21 protein-coding genes and 2 tRNA genes are annotated in these 19951 nt (G+C 61.4%); 10 read left to right on the forward strand and 13 right to left on the reverse strand.

Going from position 1 to position 19951, the window contains the following annotated elements; all coding sequences use genetic code 11:
- Positions 1 to 3: 3 nt before the first annotated feature.
- Positions 4 to 348, reverse strand: a complete 345-nt coding sequence (locus EPL01_RS21925) for a DUF8131 family protein (protein WP_210424022.1) — start codon at positions 346 to 348, stop codon at positions 4 to 6.
- Between the two features lie 100 nt (positions 349 to 448).
- Between EPL01_RS21925 and EPL01_RS00125 the strand changes: the two genes are divergently transcribed.
- Genes EPL01_RS00125 through EPL01_RS00145 form a run of 5 tightly spaced genes read left to right on the forward strand, consistent with a single transcriptional unit; the run spans position 449 to position 3803 of the window.
- On the forward strand, positions 449 to 682 hold the full coding sequence (locus tag EPL01_RS00125; RefSeq protein WP_135823245.1) for a hypothetical protein: 234 nt from the start codon (positions 449 to 451) through the stop codon (positions 680 to 682).
- A gap of 15 nt (positions 683 to 697) precedes the next feature.
- On the forward strand, positions 698 to 1219 hold the full coding sequence (locus EPL01_RS00130; RefSeq protein ID WP_135823246.1) for a cytochrome c oxidase subunit II: 522 nt from the start codon (positions 698 to 700) through the stop codon (positions 1217 to 1219).
- A gap of 1 nt (position 1220) precedes the next feature.
- On the forward strand, positions 1221 to 2948 hold the full coding sequence (locus tag EPL01_RS00135) for a b(o/a)3-type cytochrome-c oxidase subunit 1 (protein WP_135823247.1): 1728 nt from the start codon (positions 1221 to 1223) through the stop codon (positions 2946 to 2948).
- Complete coding sequence (locus EPL01_RS00140; protein WP_135823248.1) at positions 2945 to 3142, forward strand: CbaC protein; 198 nt, start codon at positions 2945 to 2947, stop codon at positions 3140 to 3142. Before EPL01_RS00135 ends, EPL01_RS00140 begins: the two co-directional genes overlap by 4 nt.
- A gap of 1 nt (position 3143) precedes the next feature.
- A complete protein-coding gene (locus tag EPL01_RS00145; RefSeq protein ID WP_135823249.1) occupies positions 3144 to 3803 on the forward strand; it encodes a DUF7546 family protein in 660 nt (219 codons plus the stop codon).
- A gap of 534 nt (positions 3804 to 4337) precedes the next feature.
- On the opposite strand, the gene EPL01_RS00150 is transcribed toward EPL01_RS00145, so the two are convergent.
- The 4 genes from EPL01_RS00150 to EPL01_RS00165 form a co-directional block, all read right to left on the reverse strand.
- Positions 4338 to 4580: a hypothetical protein gene (locus EPL01_RS00150; RefSeq protein ID WP_135823250.1), complete on the reverse strand. Its 243-nt coding sequence runs from the start codon at positions 4578 to 4580 to the stop codon at positions 4338 to 4340.
- Between the two features lie 100 nt (positions 4581 to 4680).
- Positions 4681 to 4790 (reverse strand) — tRNA-Ile (locus EPL01_RS00155).
- 53 nt (positions 4791 to 4843) lie between these two features.
- A complete protein-coding gene (locus EPL01_RS00160; RefSeq protein ID WP_135823251.1) occupies positions 4844 to 5314 on the reverse strand; it encodes a group I intron-associated PD-(D/E)XK endonuclease in 471 nt (156 codons plus the stop codon).
- Positions 5315 to 5657: 343 nt separating this feature from the next.
- Positions 5658 to 5730 (reverse strand) — tRNA-Asn (locus EPL01_RS00165).
- Positions 5731 to 5854: 124 nt separating this feature from the next.
- Here EPL01_RS00165 and cca point away from each other — a divergent pair.
- Positions 5855 to 7219, forward strand: coding sequence for a CCA tRNA nucleotidyltransferase (cca, locus tag EPL01_RS00170; protein ID WP_135823252.1), 1365 nt, complete (start codon positions 5855 to 5857; stop codon positions 7217 to 7219).
- 364 nt (positions 7220 to 7583) lie between these two features.
- Here the strand turns inward: cca and EPL01_RS00175 are convergent, their stop codons facing one another.
- Together EPL01_RS00175 and EPL01_RS21295 are read right to left on the reverse strand one after the other, a co-directional pair.
- On the reverse strand, positions 7584 to 7883 hold the full coding sequence (locus EPL01_RS00175; protein WP_168215766.1) for a RidA family protein: 300 nt from the start codon (positions 7881 to 7883) through the stop codon (positions 7584 to 7586).
- A complete protein-coding gene (locus EPL01_RS21295) occupies positions 7856 to 8026 on the reverse strand; it encodes a hypothetical protein (protein WP_168215767.1) in 171 nt (56 codons plus the stop codon). Before EPL01_RS21295 ends, EPL01_RS00175 begins: the two co-directional genes overlap by 28 nt.
- Positions 8027 to 8200: 174 nt before the next feature.
- Between EPL01_RS21295 and EPL01_RS00180 the strand changes: the two genes are divergently transcribed.
- Positions 8201 to 9214 carry a matrixin family metalloprotease gene (locus EPL01_RS00180; protein ID WP_135823254.1) on the forward strand — a complete coding sequence of 338 codons (1014 nt, stop codon included), beginning with the start codon at positions 8201 to 8203 and terminating at the stop codon, positions 9212 to 9214.
- Positions 9215 to 9364: 150 nt separating this feature from the next.
- Here the strand turns inward: EPL01_RS00180 and EPL01_RS00185 are convergent, their stop codons facing one another.
- The 3 genes from EPL01_RS00185 to EPL01_RS00195 all read right to left on the reverse strand — a co-directional run bounded on the left by EPL01_RS00185 (position 9365) and on the right by EPL01_RS00195 (position 12507).
- Complete coding sequence (locus EPL01_RS00185) at positions 9365 to 9853, reverse strand: hypothetical protein (RefSeq protein WP_135823255.1); 489 nt, start codon at positions 9851 to 9853, stop codon at positions 9365 to 9367.
- 139 nt (positions 9854 to 9992) lie between these two features.
- Complete coding sequence (locus tag EPL01_RS00190) at positions 9993 to 11258, reverse strand: S8 family peptidase (RefSeq protein WP_246045592.1); 1266 nt, start codon at positions 11256 to 11258, stop codon at positions 9993 to 9995.
- 223 nt (positions 11259 to 11481) lie between these two features.
- A complete protein-coding gene (locus EPL01_RS00195; protein WP_135823257.1) occupies positions 11482 to 12507 on the reverse strand; it encodes a hypothetical protein in 1026 nt (341 codons plus the stop codon).
- Between the two features lie 168 nt (positions 12508 to 12675).
- Between EPL01_RS00195 and EPL01_RS00200 the strand changes: the two genes are divergently transcribed.
- On the forward strand, positions 12676 to 12915 hold the full coding sequence (locus EPL01_RS00200) for a hypothetical protein (protein WP_135823258.1): 240 nt from the start codon (positions 12676 to 12678) through the stop codon (positions 12913 to 12915).
- Positions 12916 to 13101: 186 nt separating this feature from the next.
- Here EPL01_RS00200 and EPL01_RS00205 read toward each other — a convergent pair whose 3' ends face one another.
- Together EPL01_RS00205 and EPL01_RS00210 are read right to left on the reverse strand one after the other, a co-directional pair.
- Positions 13102 to 14199 carry an aminopeptidase gene (locus tag EPL01_RS00205; RefSeq protein WP_135823259.1) on the reverse strand — a complete coding sequence of 366 codons (1098 nt, stop codon included), beginning with the start codon at positions 14197 to 14199 and terminating at the stop codon, positions 13102 to 13104.
- A 151-nt stretch (positions 14200 to 14350) separates the two neighbouring features.
- On the reverse strand, positions 14351 to 15430 hold the full coding sequence (locus EPL01_RS00210; protein WP_135823617.1) for a CNNM domain-containing protein: 1080 nt from the start codon (positions 15428 to 15430) through the stop codon (positions 14351 to 14353).
- A gap of 173 nt (positions 15431 to 15603) precedes the next feature.
- Between EPL01_RS00210 and EPL01_RS00215 the strand changes: the two genes are divergently transcribed.
- Both EPL01_RS00215 and EPL01_RS00220 read left to right on the forward strand, forming a co-directional pair.
- On the forward strand, positions 15604 to 16074 hold the full coding sequence (locus EPL01_RS00215; protein WP_135823260.1) for an Lrp/AsnC family transcriptional regulator: 471 nt from the start codon (positions 15604 to 15606) through the stop codon (positions 16072 to 16074).
- A 205-nt stretch (positions 16075 to 16279) separates the two neighbouring features.
- Entirely contained in the window at positions 16280 to 16825 is a 546-nt protein-coding gene (locus EPL01_RS00220; RefSeq protein WP_135823261.1) for a hypothetical protein, read from the forward strand.
- 483 nt (positions 16826 to 17308) lie between these two features.
- Here EPL01_RS00220 and EPL01_RS00230 read toward each other — a convergent pair whose 3' ends face one another.
- Positions 17309 to 19933 carry a valine--tRNA ligase gene (locus EPL01_RS00230; RefSeq protein ID WP_135823263.1) on the reverse strand — a complete coding sequence of 875 codons (2625 nt, stop codon included), beginning with the start codon at positions 19931 to 19933 and terminating at the stop codon, positions 17309 to 17311.
- Between the last annotated feature and the right edge of the window lie 18 nt (positions 19934 to 19951).

The raw sequence follows: 19951 nt of genomic DNA on the forward strand, positions 1-19951 counted from the left end.
GGCTCAATGCGCCGATTCGCTGGTGTCGGTCGCGCTCTCGTGACCAGTCGCCTCCGCGGTCTCGTCGTGACTGGTCGTCTCTTCGCCGTGGCCGTGTTCCTCACCGTGGGCCTCGTCGTGGCCGTGGGCCCCGCCGCGACCCTGCTCGGCCTCAGTCGGTGCGGTGAGCAGGTAGAGACTGCCGAAGATGAGACCGACGTTCACGAGGGCGACGACCGCGAGGAGGCTCCGGCCGAGTGCGAACAGCGCGACCGGAACGAGGGCTAACAGCGTTACGATAGTAAGACTCCGAGGCGAGCGGTTCGATACCAGCTTTTTTATTCCAGATCGACTCTGAGACGACTCCATACGAACCCCTAACGACGGGAGTACTAATCTAGTTTCGCCAGTTTTCAGCAGGTGGGAATCAGCTTCTTTTATTAAATAGGCACTCTACCTAGCATCGGCTATGTCGCTGGAACCGGAGACAGAAAATACAATACGCGAGGACGTACCCGACCGTCCTCGCGGATACGTGGTCGGCTCCGCGCCCGACAGCATCGAACGCGAAATCGGACACGACGATTTCGACCCGGTGGGAACGCTCGTCCTGATATTCGGCTACTTCCTCATCCTGGTCGTAATGTGGGTGTTCATGTACTTCGTGGAGTTCCTCGGTCGAGGAATGACGGTAATCGGATAATCGAGGTGAGAAGAGATGGAAATCCACGCATACGAGAAATTCTGGCTCGGCGCGGCGCTACTGCTCATCGTCGGCTTCATCGCCACCGTCTCCTACGGGGCGATCGGGGCTGGCGTCGAAATGATCGACGACGACGGCGGGACGGTAGACCCCCAGAACTTAGACCAGCATCCCAAGTTCAGCGACCCCGGGGTCTACAAGTCCGGGCCGAACGAGTACGACGTGTACGTCATCGCCAAACAGTTCCTCTTCCAGCCCGGAACGAGCGAGCCGATTCGAGTCCCGGCCAACAGCACCGTCACCTTCCACGTGACCTCGGCTGACGTGATTCACGGCTTCGAGGTCGTGGGCACGAACGCCAACACGATGGCGATTCCCGGCCAAATCTCGACGTTCACGGTCGAAGTGGACGGTCCCCAAGAGTACGGCCTTCTCTGCAACGAGTACTGCGGGTCGGCCCATCACGCGATGGAAGGCACGATGAAGGTCGTCCCCGAGGACGAGTTCAACGCCAGCGCCACGGCGGGAGGTGCCTGAGATGGCGACGTTCGTAGACCGGTACGCCGAGGAGGCGTCGGTCATCAAGGCCAACTTAGTCGTCTCGTTCGTAGCGCTCGGCATCGGGGCGTTCTTCGGCCTCGTGCAGGCGCTCCACCGGACGAACTACTTCCGGTTCATCGACTCGGTGGACTACTACACCGTCCTGACGGGCCACGGCGTCCTGCTGGCGCTCGTGTTCACCATCTTCTTCCTCCTGGGACTGTTCACGTGGGCGGTCGTCCAGAGCTTGGAGCGACCGATGCCGGACATCAGGCTGACGTGGGCGTGGTTCGGCCTGACAACGACCGGCGCGACGTTCGTGGCAATCGCCATCCTCGCCGGATTCATGCCGAGCATCGACATGAGCGCGGACGTGCTGTACACGTTCTACGCACCCCTGCAAGCCCACCCGCTGTTCTACGTCGGACTGGCGATGTTCATCGTCGGGACGTGGCTCGCGGGCGCAGACTGGTTCCTCGCGTACCGCAACTGGCGCGGTGACAACCCCGACGAGCGCATCCCGCTCCAGACGTTCATGGTCCTGACGACCATGCTGATGTGGTACCTCTCGACGCTCGGAGTCGCCGTCTCGACGGTGTTCTTCCTCATCCCGTGGTCGTTCGGCATCGTCGAGACCGTCAACCCCCTGCTCACCCGGACGCTGTTCTGGTTCTTCGGCCACCCCGTGGTGTACTTCTGGCTGATGCCCGCCTACCTGATGTGGTACACCGTGCTGCCGAAGCTCGCGGGCGGTCGGCTCTTCAGCGACCCCCTCGCTCGGGTCGTGTTCGTGCTGTTCCTCCTGCTGTCGACGCCGGTCGGCATCCACCACCAGTATCTGGACCCCGGCATCGCGGAGGGCTTCAAGTTCATCGCCATGACCAACACGATGTTCCTCCTGCTCCCGAGCCTGCTGACCGCGTTCACCGTGGTCGCCTCGGTCGAACACGGTGCCCGCCAGCGCGGCGGCGAGGGCTACCTCAAGTGGCTCGGCGCGCTCCCGTGGCGTGACCCCGCGTTCACCGGCATGGCGCTCGCTGGCGCGATGTTCGCGGCAGGCGGCTTCTCCGGCATGATCAACGCCGGGATGAACATCAACTACCTCATCCACAACACGCTGTGGGTCCCCGGCCACTTCCACCTCACCGTGGGCACCGCAGTCGCGCTCACGATGATGGCCGGGTCCTACTGGCTCGTCCCGCAACTGACGGGCAAGCGCCTCTACAGCCGACCCATCGGCCTCCTGCAGGTCGTCCTCTGGTTCGTCGGCATGGTCCTCATGTCGAACGCGATGCATCGGGCCGGACTGGTCGGCATCCCGCGCCGGACCGCCGAACCCCAGTACCAGAGCTTCGACTTCACGGCGGTCATCGGAACGGTCGGGGAACTCCGCGCCCAAATCGCAATCGGCGGAACCCTGCTGTTCCTCTCGGTCGTGCTGTTCCTGTTCAACATCCTGCTGTCGGCGTTCGAGGAACCCATCGCCAACCCCGTGGACGACCGCCTGCCCGCGCCCCTCTCGGGTGCCAGCGGCAGTCCGCTCGTCCTCGACGACCTCCGGCTCTGGACCGGCATCGCGGTCGTGCTGGTGATTCTGGCCTACACGCTCCCGCTGGCTGGCATCGTCGGCGACGCCGGATTCTTCGGTAACGTGCCCGGAGTTCCGGTCTGGGTGTCCGCGAACGCCGAGGCGATAGTCGAGACGCTAACGGAGGTGATAGCATGAAGATGACCCGCGCGAAGCTCCTCGTGATGATCGCGTTCAGCATCCCGATTGCCATCGAGCTTCGGGTGCTGTTCGGCTTCTTCGGCATCGACCTGCCGCTGTTGGCGGTCGTCGTCTTCGAGGCCGTCTTCCTCGTGCTCATCGCGGTCACCTACATGATTAGCGCGGAACCGAAGTCGGCGACGAAGCACTGAGATGGCAAGCGCCGCCTCGACCCGCGACCGGTCGCTGCGCCCCGCGGCGAGAGCAGCGCGCACGCTCGTCGTCCTCACGGTCGTCGAGGCGGTCGTCATCGGCGCGTACCTCGCGGTCGCCGACTCGGAAGTGCTGTCGCTCAGATACCTCGCGTACCCCGTAATCTGGACCAACACCGCGATTCTGGCGGTGACCTACACACAGACTCCGCGGCCCACCGACCGGCGGACCTACGCCGCGCTCGCGGTCGCCGTCGGCTACTTCGCGGTCCTCTGCGTGGCGGGCGGGCTGGCTTCGCTCGGCGACGGGTCGGGCCTCGGGTCGATTTCGGTCGCCCCGGTGGTTCCCGGCTGGGGACCGCTCGTGATGGTCTCGGGCGGCGCACTCGACCTCGCGCTCGTCCCGTTCAAAGTCGTCGGCTACCTCGGACTGGCGACCCTCGCTTATGCGGCGCTGGCCCGTGCCAGTCGCGGCCTCCTCGGAGGCGCGCTGGGCCTCGTGACCTGCGTGAGCTGCACGGGGTCGGTCCTCGGCGCTGTCCTCGCGGGAGTCGGTAGCTCCTCGGTGGCCGTCTCGGCGATGCTGGCCCGGTCCTACGACCTCTCGACCGCGGTCTTCCTCCTCGCGGTCGGCGGGCTCTGGGTCGGGCTGAAACGATAGCTCCGGTTTCCGACTCCTCGATTTTTCGACCAACGCGAGACGGACAGCAGACGCTCGCGCTCGGTGAATCAACCGCCAGCGAACGCTCGGCCAATCAACCGCCAGCGAACACCCGGCCAATAACCACCGGCGAACGCTCGACTAGCCAATCCACCCTCCTGGCGGACTGAAAGGGCGAGCGGGGTTCGCGGGTCACGCGAGCGAAGCGAGTGTGACCTCGGAAGTCGCAGTCCGCGCAGGCCGCAGGCCGAGCAGAACCGTCTTCCGGCGGCCGAAGGCCGTGGTCGTCTCAGCGACCCCTATCCGGAGCGACCGGAGGGAGCGGAGGATATGTCGCTGAGTCGCCGAAAATCGAAAATTTTCGAGATGACGAGCGCGTCGCGCTCGAACCACGACCGCGAACCGCGCGAGGGCTTTCGAAAATCTCGCTGTCTACTCCACTCCTCTGACTCTAACCGCGAGGACTTTCGAAAACGAAGTCGTCACTCAATCGAATTGAACCAACCCAACACGAAGTATCCTCGAAGAAGCAGTTTAGGCGCTGCGGCGCGGCCGACGCCGACCCATCTGGTTGTGGAGCCACATCGTCAACACGACGGCGAACGCCAGCAGCGAGACGCCCGACAGCAGCGACACCGCGAGGTCGGCCGAGATGGCGAAGCTCGCGGGGGCCAGCAGGGCGTAGCCCGCGACAGCGGTCAGGACGACGCCCAGGACGACGAAGAGGCCGATGGCGACGCGAAGCAGGTCGAATCGCTCGGTGAGTCTGGTGTTCATGATACGAGATACACTACGCGGTATACCCATATCAAGAGTGAACGCGATTCTCAGGTTCTGAAAATCGGGTCGGGCGTCCGAGAAAGGAATCGCCGAGAGATGGGCCCTGACGGATTCGAACCATCGACCACTCGGTGTCCCATGACAATAGGCTTCGCACCTAATTGCCAGTATGAGCCGAGCGCTCTAACCAGACTGAGCTAAGGGCCCTCTACGAGTTTCTCTTATCCGCATCTGTTTAAGCTTACCGAATAGGAGCAAGGTTAGAGGTCCGAGAGGGCGGAATCCAGCCGATAATCGGCATGCCAGTTTACGTTAGTCCAGTTTCCATTTGCTGGTTCCTCATAGCGGATAGTCATGCTTCCTGTCGGTGTAATTTCAACTGGTACGAGATATATATCTCCGTTAACTGGGTTATAGACTGCAAAGTATTCAATTGCGCCGCGGTAACTTTCCCGCTCATAGCCGTGATTCTTTACGCGAGTACTCCGGGTCTCAAATCGTACAGTCCCATCACTTTGACCATCATAGCCTGTCTTCGCTTGGATTCGATAGAACTCGCCATCCGTTTCTACCACAAAATCGTAGGAGGCATTATCGTGTTCTGGTCGTAGTACCGTCACTCCACGCACAGCAAAGGCAGCCCGTATAATCGCCTCAGCAGCATCCCCCCGTCGTTGTGGTTCTTCCAGTTTTTGGAAATGTGCTTCCTGGTTGCTTTCTCCAACGCCCATAGTCACAATCGACTATCCCGGTATATGAATATAACGACATTATCTGTGAGTAAAACCATCAAGTTAGGTGGCGTTACGCTTTTCGGGAATACAATTTATCTGCTCAATTTCGACGGGGAGTACAACTACTCGCGGACAGAAGTTGCTCGGAGACAAAACTCCTTGATTAGTGTCCGCGAGAAAGTAGCGCCGTCGCCAGGGCTCGAACTCGCCGAGATGTTCCGGGCGTGCGGCGCTTCGCGCCGGTCCGGGCGTGCAACTCGTCTGCTCGAGCCTGTCGAGTTGCGCTTTCACGCCTCGCAGACGACTCGCTACGCTCGTCGTGATTGCTCGGCGAGAGAAGCGCCGTCGCCAGGGCTCGAACCTGGGACCACCACGTTAACAGCGTGGCGCTCTACCAACTGAGCTACGACGGCTTCCGATTGCATTCGTCTGTATGCGCGAGTCATTTGATAGGGCTTTCGTTTTCGCCCGAGGAGAGCCATTAGTTAACGCACCAAGGCGACACGTTTTCGGCGGGGGGTGGCGAATCCACCGGTAATGACCGGCGAGGACGAGTTCGAGGAGGTAGTCGCCGCGGTCGGCGAGCGAATCGACCCCGACGACGACGAGCGCGGGCGGATGACCGAGGCCGTCGCGGCGCTGACCGAGCGCGCAGAGGAGGCCATCGCGGACCTGCCCGTCTGGGGCGACGTGATTCAAGTCGGAAGCACCGCGCGCGGGACGTGGATAAGCGGCGACCGGGACATCGACCTGTTCGTGCGATTCCCCGCCGACGTGGAGCGCGAGGAGCTAGAATCCTACGGGTTGGAAGTCGGCCACGCGGTCCTCCCCGAGGGCCGCGAGGAGTTCGCCGAGCATCCGTACGTGACCGGCGAGTACGACGGCTTCGACGTGGACCTCGTGCCGTGCTACCATCTCGATTCGGCGACCGAGATTCAGTCCGCGGTCGATCGGACGCCCTTCCACAACGAGTATCTAGACGCGCGCATCGACGCCGACCTCGCGGGTGACGTGCGCCTGCTCAAGCAGTTTCTGAAGGGCATCGGCGCGTACGGGAGCGACCTCCGGACGGAGGGGTTCTCGGGCTACCTGACCGAACTCCTCGTCCTCGAATACGGCGGCTTCCGGGAAGTCGTCTCGGCCGCCGCGGACGAGTGGCACCCGCCGGTCCGGTTCGACCCCGAGGACCACGGGACCGCGGAGTTCGACGACCCGCTCGTCGTCATCGACCCGACCGACCCCGAGCGCAACGTGGCGGCGGTCTGCTCGGCGGAGAACGTCGCGCGCCTCCAGCACTACGCCCGAGACCTGCTCTCCGACCCCCGCGAGGAGTTGTTCTTCCCCGAGACAACCGACTCGCTCTCGGCCGAGGCGGTCCGCGACGAAATCGCAGACCGCGGGACCACCCCCGTCGCAGTCCGGTTCGACGCGCCCGACGTGGTCGAGGACCAGCTCTACCCCCAACTCCGGAAGTCGCTGGCCGGGGTCCACGACGAGTTGGCGCGCCGCGGGTTCGACCCGCTCCGCGCCGAGACGTTCGCCGACGAGGACGCCGTCCTCCTCGTGGAGTTGGAAGTCGCCGAGCGCCCCGCGGTCGAGCGCCACGAGGGGCCGCCGATTCACGTCCGCCAGCACGCCGAGGGATTCTACGGAAAGTACGCCGACGACCCGGACTGCTACGGCCCGTTCATCGACGGCGACCGCTACGTCGTGGAGCGCGCCCGCGAGTTCGAGACCGCCGCGGAATTTCTGGAGAGCGACGCCCTCCTCGATGTGGCGTTAGGGGTTCACGTCGAGTCGGCGCTGGAGGACGGCTACGACGTGCTGGTCGGCGAAGCGGTCGGTGAGTTAGCAGGCGAGTTCGGTGTCGAGTTGGCCGAGTTCTTCGACCCGAAACCGTAGTCAGAAATAACCCATATCACAAATTGAACTGCGGTTTCGAAAGCCCTCGCGCGGTTCGCGGTCGCTCTGCGGGATATTTCTGCGCTCTCAGCACCGCCCGCGCAGAAATAGTTGCCCGCAGAGACGACCACGGCCTTCGGCCACCGGCGGACAAACCGCGTCCGCCGAGCAGTCGTTCGCTTCGCTCACGACAACCGCGAACCCCGCTCGCCCTTTCAGTCCGCCAGGAGGGTGGATTGGTTAGTCGAGCGTTCGCTGGCGGTTGATGCACCGAGCGAAACGGCCGGTTGGTCACGCGAGTCGTACCGGCGGAAATGTAATCATTTCTTAAGAAAAGGATTTCATTTCCTAAAGACGTGGTTAGTCACTCTTCGCCCGTGAGAACAGTCGTCTCCCACTCGTCGTCGGGAATCTCGGCCTCGATTTCGATTTCCACGAGGGCGTCGGGATGAAGGAGGCTGGCGACGCCGACCATCGTACTCGCCGGGAAGTGCGGTCGGTCGAAGAAGTCGGCGCGGACCTCGTGAATCGCGGCCTGCGTCTCGCGGGAGAGGACCTCCTCGCGGACGAACAACTGCATCTTCACCACGTCGTCCAAACTCCCGCCGAGGTCTTCGAGCGCGTGCTGTCGGTGAGTCAGCACCGTGCGGACCTGCTCGGCCAAATCGCCCTCGGCGAGAGCGCGCCGGAGAAAATCACGCGCCGATGGTCGGCGCGCTGTGTCACGGTCGCGTAGGCGGATTGGGGTTCGTCTAAGTTCTCGGACTCGACGGTTCGGAACTCCGGCAGGACGACTGTCTTGTCCATACGCCGAGCAAACCAGCGACTGTGTGAGAAAACAACACGGTGGTTAAGCCCGTCTTTCGACGCCGGTCGGGCGACCTTAGCAACCGGCCAAGGACCTTAGTCCCCTACTGCGAATTTCGACCGGCGTGAAACGCACGCCAAGTTTGATACGTGGTAGCGTTGTCGTAGACTCCGATGTGGCGAATACTGTTCGTCGCCGTCCTCCTCGTCCTCGCCGGGTGCGCGACCGAGGCTCCGGACACCGCGACGGACGACCGCACCGTAGACGAGCGGGCGCTGACCGCCGACCAGACGCCGAACCGCCCGAACCCGTGGGGGGACGACCAGCTAACAGTCGCTATCAACAACACCGCGAACGACTCTCGGAACTTCCGGCCGCTCGTGGCCGACGCGCTCGACTTCTGGGCGAACAACAGCACGCGCTACGCCGGATTCGACATCGACTATCGATTGGAATCGAACGCATCGAACCCCGACATCGTCGTCGAGTTCGTGGACAGCATCGAATCGTGCGCCAACGTCACCGACCCCGCCGGGTGCGCGCCATACGTCAACTACGGCGGAGAGGTCTCCCGCCCGGTGACCATCGAAGTCGTGGGGTCGTACTCCAACGAATCGACCCGCCTCATCCTGAAACACGAACTCGGGCACACGCTCGGACTGAACCACACCGCGAAACCCCAGTCGGTCATGGCACCCTCCTCGCAGTTGCAGACCCTGCCTCGGCCCAACGCCACCGAGCGCAGACTGCCGTGGACCGACGCCAACTTCACGGTCTACCTCGCCGACGAGAACGTCTCGAACCCCGAGGAGGTCCGCCGACAGGTCCGCCACGCCCTCGATTACTACGCCGACGGCGCGAACGGCACCGTCCCGGCGAACTCCTCCTTCGAGTTCGTGGACAACCGGAGCGAGGCCGAGGTGGTCGTGGAGTTCGGCGAGGAGCTACCCTGTCGGACCGGTGAGAGCGGCTCTTGCGGCCGAGTCCGGGGGACCGACCCCGACGGTGACAACGCCCTCGAACGCTACGACCACCTCCGCATCACGCTCAGCGACCTCGACACCGAGGCCGTGGGCTGGCACGTCGGCTACTGGCTCGGATACGGTTTCGGCTTCGAGCAGGACGCCGAGTGGCCCGACGCCTTCCGGAACGCGAGCTACGAGGAGCGCAGAAGCGAGTGGTGGTAGACTACTTTTTCCTGCGGTCGGCGCATGAACGCGCCGACCTTGCAAAAACGTAGGGAAAAACCACGGCGCTCGTCCCGATGGTCCTCGCTTGGGCCGCTCGCTCAGTTCCTTCGTTCGCGGTAGAGTCGGCGTGGAGACAACTGGCCGCACTTACTCCCGAATCACGACGATTTCTGACTCGCCGCCCGGCGCGGCACCGCCCGCCAAGGCACCTTCCGCGACGTACACAGTTGCGCAGACGAGCGCCGCCCCGACTCCCAGAAGCGCGTCGTAGCGCGCCGCAAATCCCGGCGGGAGCCACGCCGCGCCGGTCGCCAGCAGGTAGTTGACCGACCAGAGCGCGCCCGCCGGAGTGCCGGGCTGGAGCGACCACCAGACCGCGACCGCGAGGACCGCGCCGCCGACGAGACCCGCGAGGAGACCGCTCCGGACCCGGTTTCGCCACGACCCGCCAGCGAGTCGCCCGGCGAGGTAGCCGCCGACGAGTCCGCCCGCGGCGACCCCGGCGAAGGCGGGCCAGCGGGCCTCCTCGGGGAGCGCGACGACCGCGGCGGCGAGGGCGATTCCGGCATCGGCGAGGCCGCCGACCGCGACCGCCTCGGCGTTTCGGTCGAGCATGCTCGACAGTTGGGACTGCACGAATTTGGGTACTCCGCCCGGGACGGAACAGCGACAGAGGAAGTAGGAAAGGGTAGAAAGGGGGAGGAAATGGGAAAGGGAAAGAGGGTAGAAAAGGGGAGAAGTGGGGAAGGGAACGTGTGACTGCCTCTGCGCCGCGTTACTTCAGCCCACCAGCGTCGAGGGCCTTGTCGGCGTTGAGTCGGCCCGCACCGATGTCGGCGCTACTCTGACCGTCCACGCCCTCGGCACCCTCTCGGATGGCCTTCTCGACCTTCTCGCTGTTCGCGTCGGGCGACTGGCTTCGGACGAGTCCGACCGTCCCGGTCACCTGCGGCGCGGCCATCGAGGTGCCCGCGAAGTAGGCGTAGTACGCGCCGTAGATGTCCGGCGGCACCGACGACAGCACGAGGTTGGTCGGGTACGGCCACTCGGTGCTGTCCGAGAGCGTCTTGTCGAGGGTCTCGTACCCGCCGCCGGGCGCGCCGACGTCGATCTCGTTGGTGCCGTAGTTCGAGTAGAACACGCGCTTGTCGTTCGGTCCGGTCGCCGAGATACTCATCGCGCCCGAGATGCTGTTCGGGGTCGTGAAGTAGCCCTCGTGTTGGAGGTCAGCGCCGCTGTTGCCCGCGCTGGCGACGATGACGGTGTCGCGCTGGGTCGCGCTCCGGACCACTCGCTCGTAGGCTCCGCGGATGCCGCTACCGTTGACCTGCGGCGGGAGCGGCGGCGTGCCGATGGACATGTTCGCGGCGTCGGCGTCGATGCTGGCCGCGTAGTCGATGGCGGTGAGGATGTCGCCGACCGTGGTGTAGAGTTCGGCCTCGCCGTCGCCGTCGTAGTCCTCGTAGTAGAACACTCGGAGCGAGACGAGTTCGGCGTCCGGCGCGGTACCGACGACGCCCGTGGTGCCGTCGTCGCTCGCGGCGGTAATCCCCGCGACGTGAGTACCGTGGCCGTACACGTCCTGTTCGTCGTGAAGGATGTCGCCGTGCTTGAACAGCCGTCCCGCGTCGGCGTTGACGTTGGCCTGCAGGTCGGGGTGGTCCACGTCGATACCCGTGTCGATGATGGCGAGTCGGGTGCCCTCGCCCGTCGTCGTGTCGTGTGCCTCGGGCACGTCCGTGACCTGCTTGTCCCACTGATAGGGATAGAGGTCGTCGTCCGTGGTGGTGTTCTCGTGTTCTTTCTCGGGCTTCTCGAAGTCGAGGTTCACGTCGCGGGCGACGTCTCCGACGCCGTTGACGTCCTCGAGTGCAGTTCGGTCGTCGCTCGACCCGACCGCCAGATAGACGTTGCCACCGAGTTCGTGCTGGATGCTGTAGCCAGCGTCCTCGATGTTCGATTTCACGCCGCTCCCGTCGGTATTGACGACGTAGCGGGTGTCGTCCCCGGCCGCGACGGGACGAACCGCGCTAAGTGTCAATCCGGCTGCTGCCGTGGTCTTCAGGAATGAGCGCCTCGTTTTATCCATTGTCGGAACCACTCACACCAAATGCTGGTGCAAATAAATAAACTATGGAAGCGGCGTAATAAGTCACTATTTTTATAAAAACTACTTCAGACGAAAGAGGAATGCTCGGAGTCTGGGTTCATCTCAGCACACTGTAGCGCGGCAAATCCCGAGACATGCCGAGTACTGCGAGAGATTATTCATCTGAAATACCGACGGAGAGACTTCCGGATTCCTCGTCAATAGAAATAGCAATCCGGTCTTGCTGACGGTTGAACTGCTGTATCAGTAGAAAATCTGTCACTAGATATTGTATATAATAATCTCTATACGTTTCCTTCGCTCGTTCGAACGAGATGTAGAACACGGCAAGGACGAATAGAATTTCTGCGACGAAAATCCCGATTTCCATGGTTTGGATGCTATATATTTTGGTTGGATAGGGGAGCAGTCGAGGCAAACCCGATACATCTGCAGTAAAGCTGAAAAACACCAGTTGTTCAACGTCGGACAAGTAGATCCATATCGCGGCCATGAAATATAGACCACCTAACAAAAGAAACGCCAACTGAGTGCTTCGATAGAAGGCGAAAATCGCTTGGAACGTCCGCGAACGGCCTCTCGCATCGAAATGGATATTACCACGGACGAGGGAATACACCATTCCGACTCGTCGTGAGATTATCGTTTTGGCGCGTTCCTGCGTATCTGGCTCGTCATCACCAATTGCCGACCGAATTTGGTCGATTCTTCCATCGTCTTTGCCCTGTGTACTCGTCCCATCATTGCCGTCGTTCGCCTCATCATCTTCTTCACCGCTTTCGGTGAATTCGGCCTCCACTTCCTCTTTCGAGGGGGGAAAATCGAAGTCCAAGTCGAAAGCCTGCGTACACTCGTTGCAAAACTGCCGGAGGGTGTCTTCGTCCACGATTTTTGGACTTTCTTCGTCAGTTGTCAACGAAAGGAGTTCATCTTGAAGCAACTCCCGATGGGAGACAACCGTCGGCAAGGTACGCTCCAACCAATCAGCAGAAATATGCAAAAACCGACCTGCTATGTACCCCCCTGCAAGAATTGGAAATAGCAAACTTAGCGAGACGACCGGGTCACCAACGTTCAATCCTTGAGGCAGAAAGAGATAAAATCCAGAGAGAAATAACACACCGGGAATTAGTACACTAAAGAAGTCGTAAAGGTCAAAGTGGCGTGTACTACCTGCCATATGGTCCATTTTCCGATAATTCGGTTTGAGTGTTTTCATTTACATTTCATCAGGCGGCTTCTATCAGGTTGTGGCTTTTTAGGAGTAAACACAGTACAGGAACCAGGGATTGGATGTCACTACATTAGGAAAAATATATTATACAGTCGGACCGTACTCTCAGTCGATATGGGCCACCAGTATCGAACCAGCGGCGGATATCGGCAGAGTGAGGAGGAAATAGACCTCGCCGATTGGGTTTACAACGGATTTAGCTTGGGGTTCAAGCTGCTCATTTACCTTATCCCGGTTAGCTTCGTGTATGCAGTTCTTGCGGGACACAATCTTGACCTATTCTCGCTGGTTATCGGTCCCGCTCTCGTCGGCTTCCTCCTTGCACTCGTCGTTCTCTGGGTCCGCTGGCGATAATCAACTTCCCGATACTGGTGGCTTCTTCCTTCTCCTCGAAGCTATCTGCTTCGTAAAACGTCGATGAAAAAGACCGCGACTACTCCTCGAACCCGTCTTACCCCGACCTTTTTCCTCGTCGGTGTCCTCGGTCGCTTCGCTCCCTCGGACACGCTCCTCGAAAAACGTCGATGAAAAAGACCGCGACTACTCCTCGAACCCGTCTTCCCACCGGAAGGTCCCGTTGCGCTGGACGACTTCCCCGTCGATTTCCATCCGGGAGTCCTCGCTCACGTCGGTAATCATGTCCACGTGGACCGCGCTCTGGTTGCCCTCCTCGCCCTCGGGGAGACACGAGGAGTACGCTCGGCCGACCGCGAGGTGGATGGTGTCGCCCATCTTCTCGTCGAAGAGGATGCTGTCGGTGAACCGGTCGATGCCGCGATTCATGCCGATGCCGAGTTCGCCGAGTCGCTTCGCGCCCTCGTCGGTCGTCAGGATGGCGTCGAGGGCCGCCTCGCCGGTCTCGGCCGACCAGTCCACGACTTCGCCGTCCTCGAAGGTGAGATGCACGTCCCGGATGCGCTCGCCGTCGTGAGTCATCGGCACGTCGAAGTAGACCTCGCCCTCGGGGTCGTAGGGCGCGGTGAAGACCTCGCCGCTGGGCAGGTTGTGCGAGTCGTAGGCCACCGACGCGGCGCTGTTGACCGCGGTTCGGCCCTCGATGGACATCGTGAGGTCGGTCTCGGCTTTGACGATGCGGACCTCGCTCCCCTCGTCCAGCAACTCTTTCATGTTCGCCATCTGGTCAGCGAGTTCCTCCCAGTCGCGCAGGACGGCGTCGTAGACGAAGTCCTGATACTCGCGGTAGCCCATCCCGGCCTGCTGGGCCAGCGCGCGAGTCGGGTGGATGGTCGAGACCCAGTCGGTGTCCATCCGGCGAGCGCGGATGCCGGTTCGGGACTTCCGGTAGGCGGCGCGCTTCTCGCCGGGGACCGAGGCCTTCGTGGTCGTGTTCCGGTTCGCGCGCAGCGACAGCACCGAGTCGGCGCGGTCGAGCATCTCGGTCTCGAAGTCGGGGTCTTGGTCGAAGTCGCCGTCGTGGCTCTGGACGAACGCCGCCTCGACCTCGTCGGAGATGTACGTCGTCAGGTAGTTCGCGCCGCGCTCGCCGAGTTTCTCGGCCACCGCGACCGCGAGGTCGTGTGCGCCCTCGTCCACTCGGACGACGACGTTGTCTCCCTCCTCGACGCGCGCGCTCCAATCGACTAGGGTCTCTGCGTGGTCGTAGACTCGCTGGTCCATGTCGTCGGAGTCGTGCGTCGAAGTGATAACGGCGATGATTCCTCGCGCGGGTTCGACTCGCCGAGGGAAATGGCAGAGACGTGTGAAACAAATAATTAGATGCGGTAAAGAAATACAGAATGATGTATTCCGCGTTGGAGGCCGCGAAGCGTCAACTCGGGACCGCGCCGGGTCGGTGCCGTTCGTCGAGCGGGTCCTCGATTTCGCCCATCACGGCTTCGAGCGCGTCGGTCGCGGTGACGAGGCCGACGACTTCGCCGTCCGAGAGGACGAGCGCGAGTTCCTGACTCTCGGCCTGGAACTGGTCGATGGCGTCGCTGACGGTCGTGGTGGCCGAGACCGTCATCGGCGGTGCGGCGATGTCCTCCAAGCTGATTTCGCCGTCGCGCAACTCGTCCACGTTATCGAGGACCGCCGGGACGTAGACGATACCGCGGAAGTCCCCCTCGTCGGTCCCGACCAGCGGGTACCGGGTGTGAGGCGAGGAGGACATCCGGTGGAGGTTCTCGTCTATCGAGTCCTCCGTCGAGAGGTAAATCGCGTTCTCGCCTTCGACCATCACCGACTCGACGGCCTTGTCTCCGGCGGCGAGCGCGCTCAGGACCTCCTCGTGGCGCTCGTCGGAGAGTTCGCCCCGCTCCAGCACCGAGTTGAGTCGGTTGTGGAGTTGCGCGCGGGTCTCGATGGCGTCCTCCTCGGTTTCGAGCCACGCGCCCGTCATCTCGATGCCGAAGAGCTTGAGCGTCCACTTCGCAACGTAGTCGCCGAGCGTGATGAGCGGCGAGATAATCTTGTAGAACCAGTAGAGCGGCGTCGCACCGTAGCGGCAGACCATCCGCGAGCGCTCGACGCCGAGGTAGGTCGGGGCCTGCTCGCCGTGGGTCAGGTGGATGAGGTTGATGATGGCGTACGCGATAATCGCCCCCGCTCCAATCGTCGCGAGCGTCGTGCCAGCGAACAGCGGCGCGAACAGCGCCGCAAGTGCGGGTTCGGCGACGATACCGACCGCGATGCTCGACGCCGTGATTCCGACTTGGCAGGTCGTCAGGTACAGTTCGAGGTTCTGGGTCATCTCCCACGCCCGTTCGAGCCGGGAGTCGCCGTCCACGAACTCGCTCTCGGTGAACTGGCGAGCCCGCGTCAACGCGAACTCGATGGCGACGAAGAAGCCGTTCGCCAGTATGAGCAACACTCCCGCGATTAGTCTGAGGCCGATTTGAGCCGTACCCATCGACGCTGACATTGGTCGGGGGTTAGAGAGCCAGCGGTTAGTGTTTTTTGGGCTTTCGCCAATGCCATTAAATATTGGAATCGCGTTCTGACACCGAGACGCCGAATAAATATCAGGCCGGGCGTGTTCAGTGGCCCACCGTTATTATCCTCCGTCCACAACTCCCGCTCAGAATGGGAGTTCGAGAACTCGACGACTTGGACAAGCAAATCGTCTACGCGCTCCAAGCGGACGCCCGACGTACCTCGTCGAGCGACATCGCGGAGAAACTCGACGTTTCTCCCAGCACCGTCAGGAACCGAATCCAACAACTCGAAGCGGACGGCGTCATCCGGGGCTATCACGCCGACGTGGACTACGAGGAGACCGGGTTCCAGCTGTTCACACTCATCGTCTGCACCGCGCCGATTCCCGACCGCGAGGAGCTAGCCGAGAAAGCGGTCGAGGTCTCCGGCGTGGTCGAGGTCCAAGAGGTGATGAAGGGCGAGGCCAACGTCCTCGTCCGGGCGGTCGGCACCGACGGCGACGACCTGAGTCGCATCGGCGAGGAGTTAGACGAACTCGGTCTGAAGGTCACGGACGAGGACATCATCCGCGACACGCACCGCCACCCCTATCACCGGTTCGAGAACGGCGGAGAGTGAAAAATCAGCGAGCGCAAAAAAGAGCAGACATTATAGAAACAATACTATAATCCTCGTTTAAACGCAGGTATCATTTTACTATTAATAGCCATATCAGACTGCAATTTTGGCAAGAAACCAGGGAAAAGACGTCTAATATTAGAACCAAAATCCTTCTTCTTCCCATAAACTTTTAAATAATGTGGAACTATTTTACTGTAATACAATGGTCCAGTATCCCGGTGCATTCCGTGCGTCAATTCGCTATCTCCTAAACTCCTTATCGTCAACAGTGCTTGCGTTTATTGGAGTTGGGTTTTGGTCCATTCCTGCTCTCCTCATTGGCTTTAGTGCAGGCGGAAGATACGCTACTTTTGCATTTCTCGCGTGGGTCGGTTGGGGTGTGTTGATTGGTCAAGGAACTCTGGATACTAACGACTCGAACGATTTCGAGGATAAGTCCACAAAAGAAAAATTCCTAGCTGGAATATTTGCACTCTCATATTTCAGTGCAGTTACATTTATCAGTATTGTCTTTGGCTCTGTTGCCGTTACGTTTGGGTATCCGGCAGCAGCTACGGGGATCGCTTTTTTGTACCCTGCTTATGACATATTTATGGGAAAGAAGACCATTCCGTTAAGCGCGTTAGGAATCATTGTGATGGGAGCAACATTTATTAATGCCTTACATGCCCTCACTCAATTGGCTGCTGAGGGATTACAATTACCGGGCCGTTTTGTTCGAAGAGGTCCCGGGAGGATAATGGGCTAATTCTTGCTTTTCTCAGATTCTTCAGTCGTTATTCGGGTCTGAAAACACCAACCTTTCTTAAACGTCAATAAAAACGATCCAGTGAAAACATAACTAAGGTTGGTATGCGGAGGAAGGGATAAATAAGTATGAGTAATCACTAAGAAGGCCCCTCCAGTAATGATTCCCGAAAAGACCGCAAATGTTATGCCTTCTACAAGTAATTTAGCTAGCATCCCAATAGAACGCTCAAAGACAGAACCATTAAGATAATCAATTATGAGTTTCTGTCCGTTTGCCATAGTTGATTCAAATGTCAAGTCATCCCATTAAACTTTCTATACCCTCTACTAGCACAATAAAAATGGGATGTTGAAGGAACCCGTCTTACTCTAATCATTCTAAGTAATTAGATAATTGTATGAATAATCACCAAGATTTAATGATCTCTAATCCATGATGGTAGATTGAACTCTATCGCTCTATAAAAACGGAGGCGAATCCTCAGGGGAAGACCAGAACCGTCGCGCGGTCGGTCTCCAGCACCTCGACTTCCTCGCCGCTCTCGGCGCGGTACTCCTCTTCGATGCCGACGGCGTCACCCTCGATAGTGACCTCCTCGCCGTCGACGGTGAGGCTAATCTCGCCCTCGATTTCCTTCTGGTTCTTGAGTTGGGTCAGGTCGGCGGATTCGAGCGCGCCGATGACCTGCCCGGCCTTGTCGCGGAACTGCGGGCCTATCTGGCTGTGGTCGGGGTCGATTCCGACCGGGACGAGTTCGACGTTGGGTTCGCCCGCCTCGGGGTAGACCGGCGCGTTGACGGCCTCGCTCAGGTCGTAGGTGTCCCACTCGCGGCCGTACTCCGAGTAGATTTCGACGCGGTCGAGGTCGGCGTTGAGCGCCATCCCCTCGTCGGACTTCCAGGCGCGAATCTCGCTGGCGACCTCCGCGATGAGGTCGCCCTTCTCGGCGGCCTCCTCGTCGGCGAACTCCACGTCGGGCCACGAGGCGGCGTGGACGCTCCCCTCCGTACCGGGGAGGTAGTGGTAGACCTCGTCGGCGAAGTGGGGCGAGAAGGGCGCGAGCATCCGGACCGAGGCCGAGACCGCGGTGTAGAGGGCCTTCCGGGCGGCGTCGCGCTCGCCGGGGCGGCCCTCGTAGAGGCGACCCTTGACGAGTTCGAGGTAGTCGTCGGCGAGGTCGTTCCAGACGAACTCCCGTAGCTTGCGGAGCGCGGCGTCGAAGCGGTACTCGGCCATGTCCTCCTCGACGGCGTCGGCAGTCCGCGAGAGCTTCGTCAGAATCCACTTGTCGGCGTCGCGGTAGGCCGGAGCGTCGATTTCGGGCGTGTCCTCGTCGAAGTGGTCGGCGGAGAACTGGAAGATGTTCCAGAACTTGGTGAGGAACCGCGAGGCCGACTTGACCTCCTTCCACTGGAACTGGATGTCGCTGCCGGGTTGGCCGCCGAGCGCGAGGGCCTGTCGAACCGAGTCGGCGCTGTACTCCTCGATGGCCTCCTCGGGGCCGACCGCGTTGCCCCGAGACTTGCTCATCTTGTGGCCGTCGTCGCCGAAGACCATCCCGTTGACCAGCGACTCCTCCCACGGAATCTCGTCTTCGAGCGCGGTGACACGCAGGAGGGTGTAGAACGCCCACGTCCGGATGATGTCGTGACCCTGCTCGCGGAGCGTGGTCGGCGTGAACTCCTCGTCCGGCCAGCCCTGAACGTGCATCGGCGAGATGGACGAGTCCATCCACGTGTCCATCACGTCGGTCTCGCCCTCCCAATCCTCGCCGCCGCACTCGGGACAGGCGTCGATTTCGGGGTCGGTCTCGGTCGGGTCCAGCGGGAGTTCGCCGATTTCGGCGACGTGGACGTACTCGCAGTCGTCGTTCCCGCAGAACCACGCCGGGATTGGGGTGGCGAACACGCGCTGGCGGGAGATGACCCAGTCCCACTCCATCCCCTCGGTCCAGTCTTCGAGGCGGTCGTACATGTGGTCCGGAATCCACTCGACCTGCTCTGCCTTCTCCAGAATCTCGTCCTGACGCACCTCGACGAACCACTGCTCCTTCGAGAGGATTTCGATGGGCGTGTCACACCGCCAGCACGCGCCGACCGACTGGTCGGTGGGTTCGGTGTCTTCGAGGAGTCCTTCCGCCTCCAAATCGTCGGCGATGAGTCCCTTGGCCTCCTCGATTTTCAGGCCCTCGTAGTCGCCCGCGAGGTGGTTGAGGTGGCCGTCCTCGGTGAAGACCGGACGGAGGTCGAGGTCGTGTTCGGCCCACCAATCGACGTCCTGCTTGTCGCCGAAGGTACAAATCATGACCGCGCCGGTCCCGAAGTCGCCGTCCACGTCGTCGTCGGCGATGAGTTCGACCTCCTGGCCGAACAGCGGGACCTCGAAGGTGTCGCCGATGCGGTCCTCGTAGCGCTCGTCGTCGGGACTGACCGCCATGCCGACGCAGGCCGCCAGCAGTTCGGGCCGGGTGGTCGCAATCTGGATGTCGTCGTTGTCCACGCCGGGGAAGGTGATGTAGTGGAGCGTCCCCTCGCGGTCGATGTTCTCGACCTCCGCGTCGGCGATGGCGGTCTCACACCGCGGGCACCAGTTGACGGGGTGTTCGTCGCGGTAGACGTAGTCGTCCTCGCCGTCGGCCATCTCGACGAACGACCGCTGGGTCTTCTCCCAGTAGTCGGCGTCCATCGTGCGGTACTCGGCCTCCCAGTCCTGCGAGAAGCCAAGCGACTGCATCGTCTCTTTCATCCCGTCGATGCGGCGCTCGGTGTACTCGACGCAGAGGTCGCGGAACTCCTCGCGGGGGACGTCGGTCCGGTGGATGTTCTCCTCCTCCTCGACTTTGACTTCGGTCGGCAGGCCGTGGCAGTCCCAGCCCTGCGGGAAGAGGACCTCCTCGCCCAGCAGTCGGTGGAACCGGGCCGCGAAGTCCATGTAGCTCCAGCCGAGTGCGTGGCCGAGGTGGAGCTGGCCGGTCGGGTACGGCGGAGGAGTGTCGATGACGTAGTCCGGCTCGCCCTCGGGGTTGTAAATCTCGGAGCCTCGCCACTCTTCTTGCCACTTCGGTTCGACTTGCTCGGGGTCGTAGCTGTCGGGAACGTCAGTCATGGTGTAGCTGTAGCTGGC

It is taken from the genome of Halorussus ruber, assembly GCF_004765785.1.
GTDB classification, from domain to species: Archaea; Halobacteriota; Halobacteria; order Halobacteriales; family Haladaptataceae; genus Halorussus; species Halorussus ruber.

Bases quoted from the DNA above. Each gene is read 5' to 3' on its own strand.
- EPL01_RS21925 (WP_210424022.1), bottom strand. From the start codon at position 348: ATGGAGTCGTCTCAGAGTCGATCTGGAATAAAAAAGCTGGTATCGAAC.
- EPL01_RS00125 (WP_135823245.1), top strand. From the start codon at position 449: ATGTCGCTGGAACCGGAGACAGAAAATACAATACGCGAGGACGTACCC.
- EPL01_RS00130 (WP_135823246.1), top strand. From the start codon at position 698: ATGGAAATCCACGCATACGAGAAATTCTGGCTCGGCGCGGCGCTACTG.
- EPL01_RS00135 (WP_135823247.1), top strand. From the start codon at position 1,221: ATGGCGACGTTCGTAGACCGGTACGCCGAGGAGGCGTCGGTCATCAAG.
- EPL01_RS00140 (WP_135823248.1), top strand. From the start codon at position 2,945: ATGAAGATGACCCGCGCGAAGCTCCTCGTGATGATCGCGTTCAGCATC.
- EPL01_RS00145 (WP_135823249.1), top strand. From the start codon at position 3,144: ATGGCAAGCGCCGCCTCGACCCGCGACCGGTCGCTGCGCCCCGCGGCG.
- EPL01_RS00150 (WP_135823250.1), bottom strand. From the start codon at position 4,580: ATGAACACCAGACTCACCGAGCGATTCGACCTGCTTCGCGTCGCCATC.
- EPL01_RS00160 (WP_135823251.1), bottom strand. From the start codon at position 5,314: ATGGGCGTTGGAGAAAGCAACCAGGAAGCACATTTCCAAAAACTGGAA.
- cca (WP_135823252.1), top strand. From the start codon at position 5,855: ATGACCGGCGAGGACGAGTTCGAGGAGGTAGTCGCCGCGGTCGGCGAG.
- EPL01_RS21295 (WP_168215767.1), bottom strand. From the start codon at position 8,026: ATGGACAAGACAGTCGTCCTGCCGGAGTTCCGAACCGTCGAGTCCGAG.
- EPL01_RS00180 (WP_135823254.1), top strand. From the start codon at position 8,201: ATGTGGCGAATACTGTTCGTCGCCGTCCTCCTCGTCCTCGCCGGGTGC.
- EPL01_RS00195 (WP_135823257.1), bottom strand. From the start codon at position 12,507: ATGGCAGGTAGTACACGCCACTTTGACCTTTACGACTTCTTTAGTGTA.
- EPL01_RS00200 (WP_135823258.1), top strand. From the start codon at position 12,676: ATGGGCCACCAGTATCGAACCAGCGGCGGATATCGGCAGAGTGAGGAG.
- EPL01_RS00205 (WP_135823259.1), bottom strand. From the start codon at position 14,199: ATGGACCAGCGAGTCTACGACCACGCAGAGACCCTAGTCGATTGGAGC.
- EPL01_RS00210 (WP_135823617.1), bottom strand. From the start codon at position 15,430: ATGGGTACGGCTCAAATCGGCCTCAGACTAATCGCGGGAGTGTTGCTC.
- EPL01_RS00215 (WP_135823260.1), top strand. From the start codon at position 15,604: ATGGGAGTTCGAGAACTCGACGACTTGGACAAGCAAATCGTCTACGCG.
- EPL01_RS00220 (WP_135823261.1), top strand. From the start codon at position 16,280: ATGGTCCAGTATCCCGGTGCATTCCGTGCGTCAATTCGCTATCTCCTA.
- EPL01_RS00230 (WP_135823263.1), bottom strand. From the start codon at position 19,933: ATGACTGACGTTCCCGACAGCTACGACCCCGAGCAAGTCGAACCGAAG.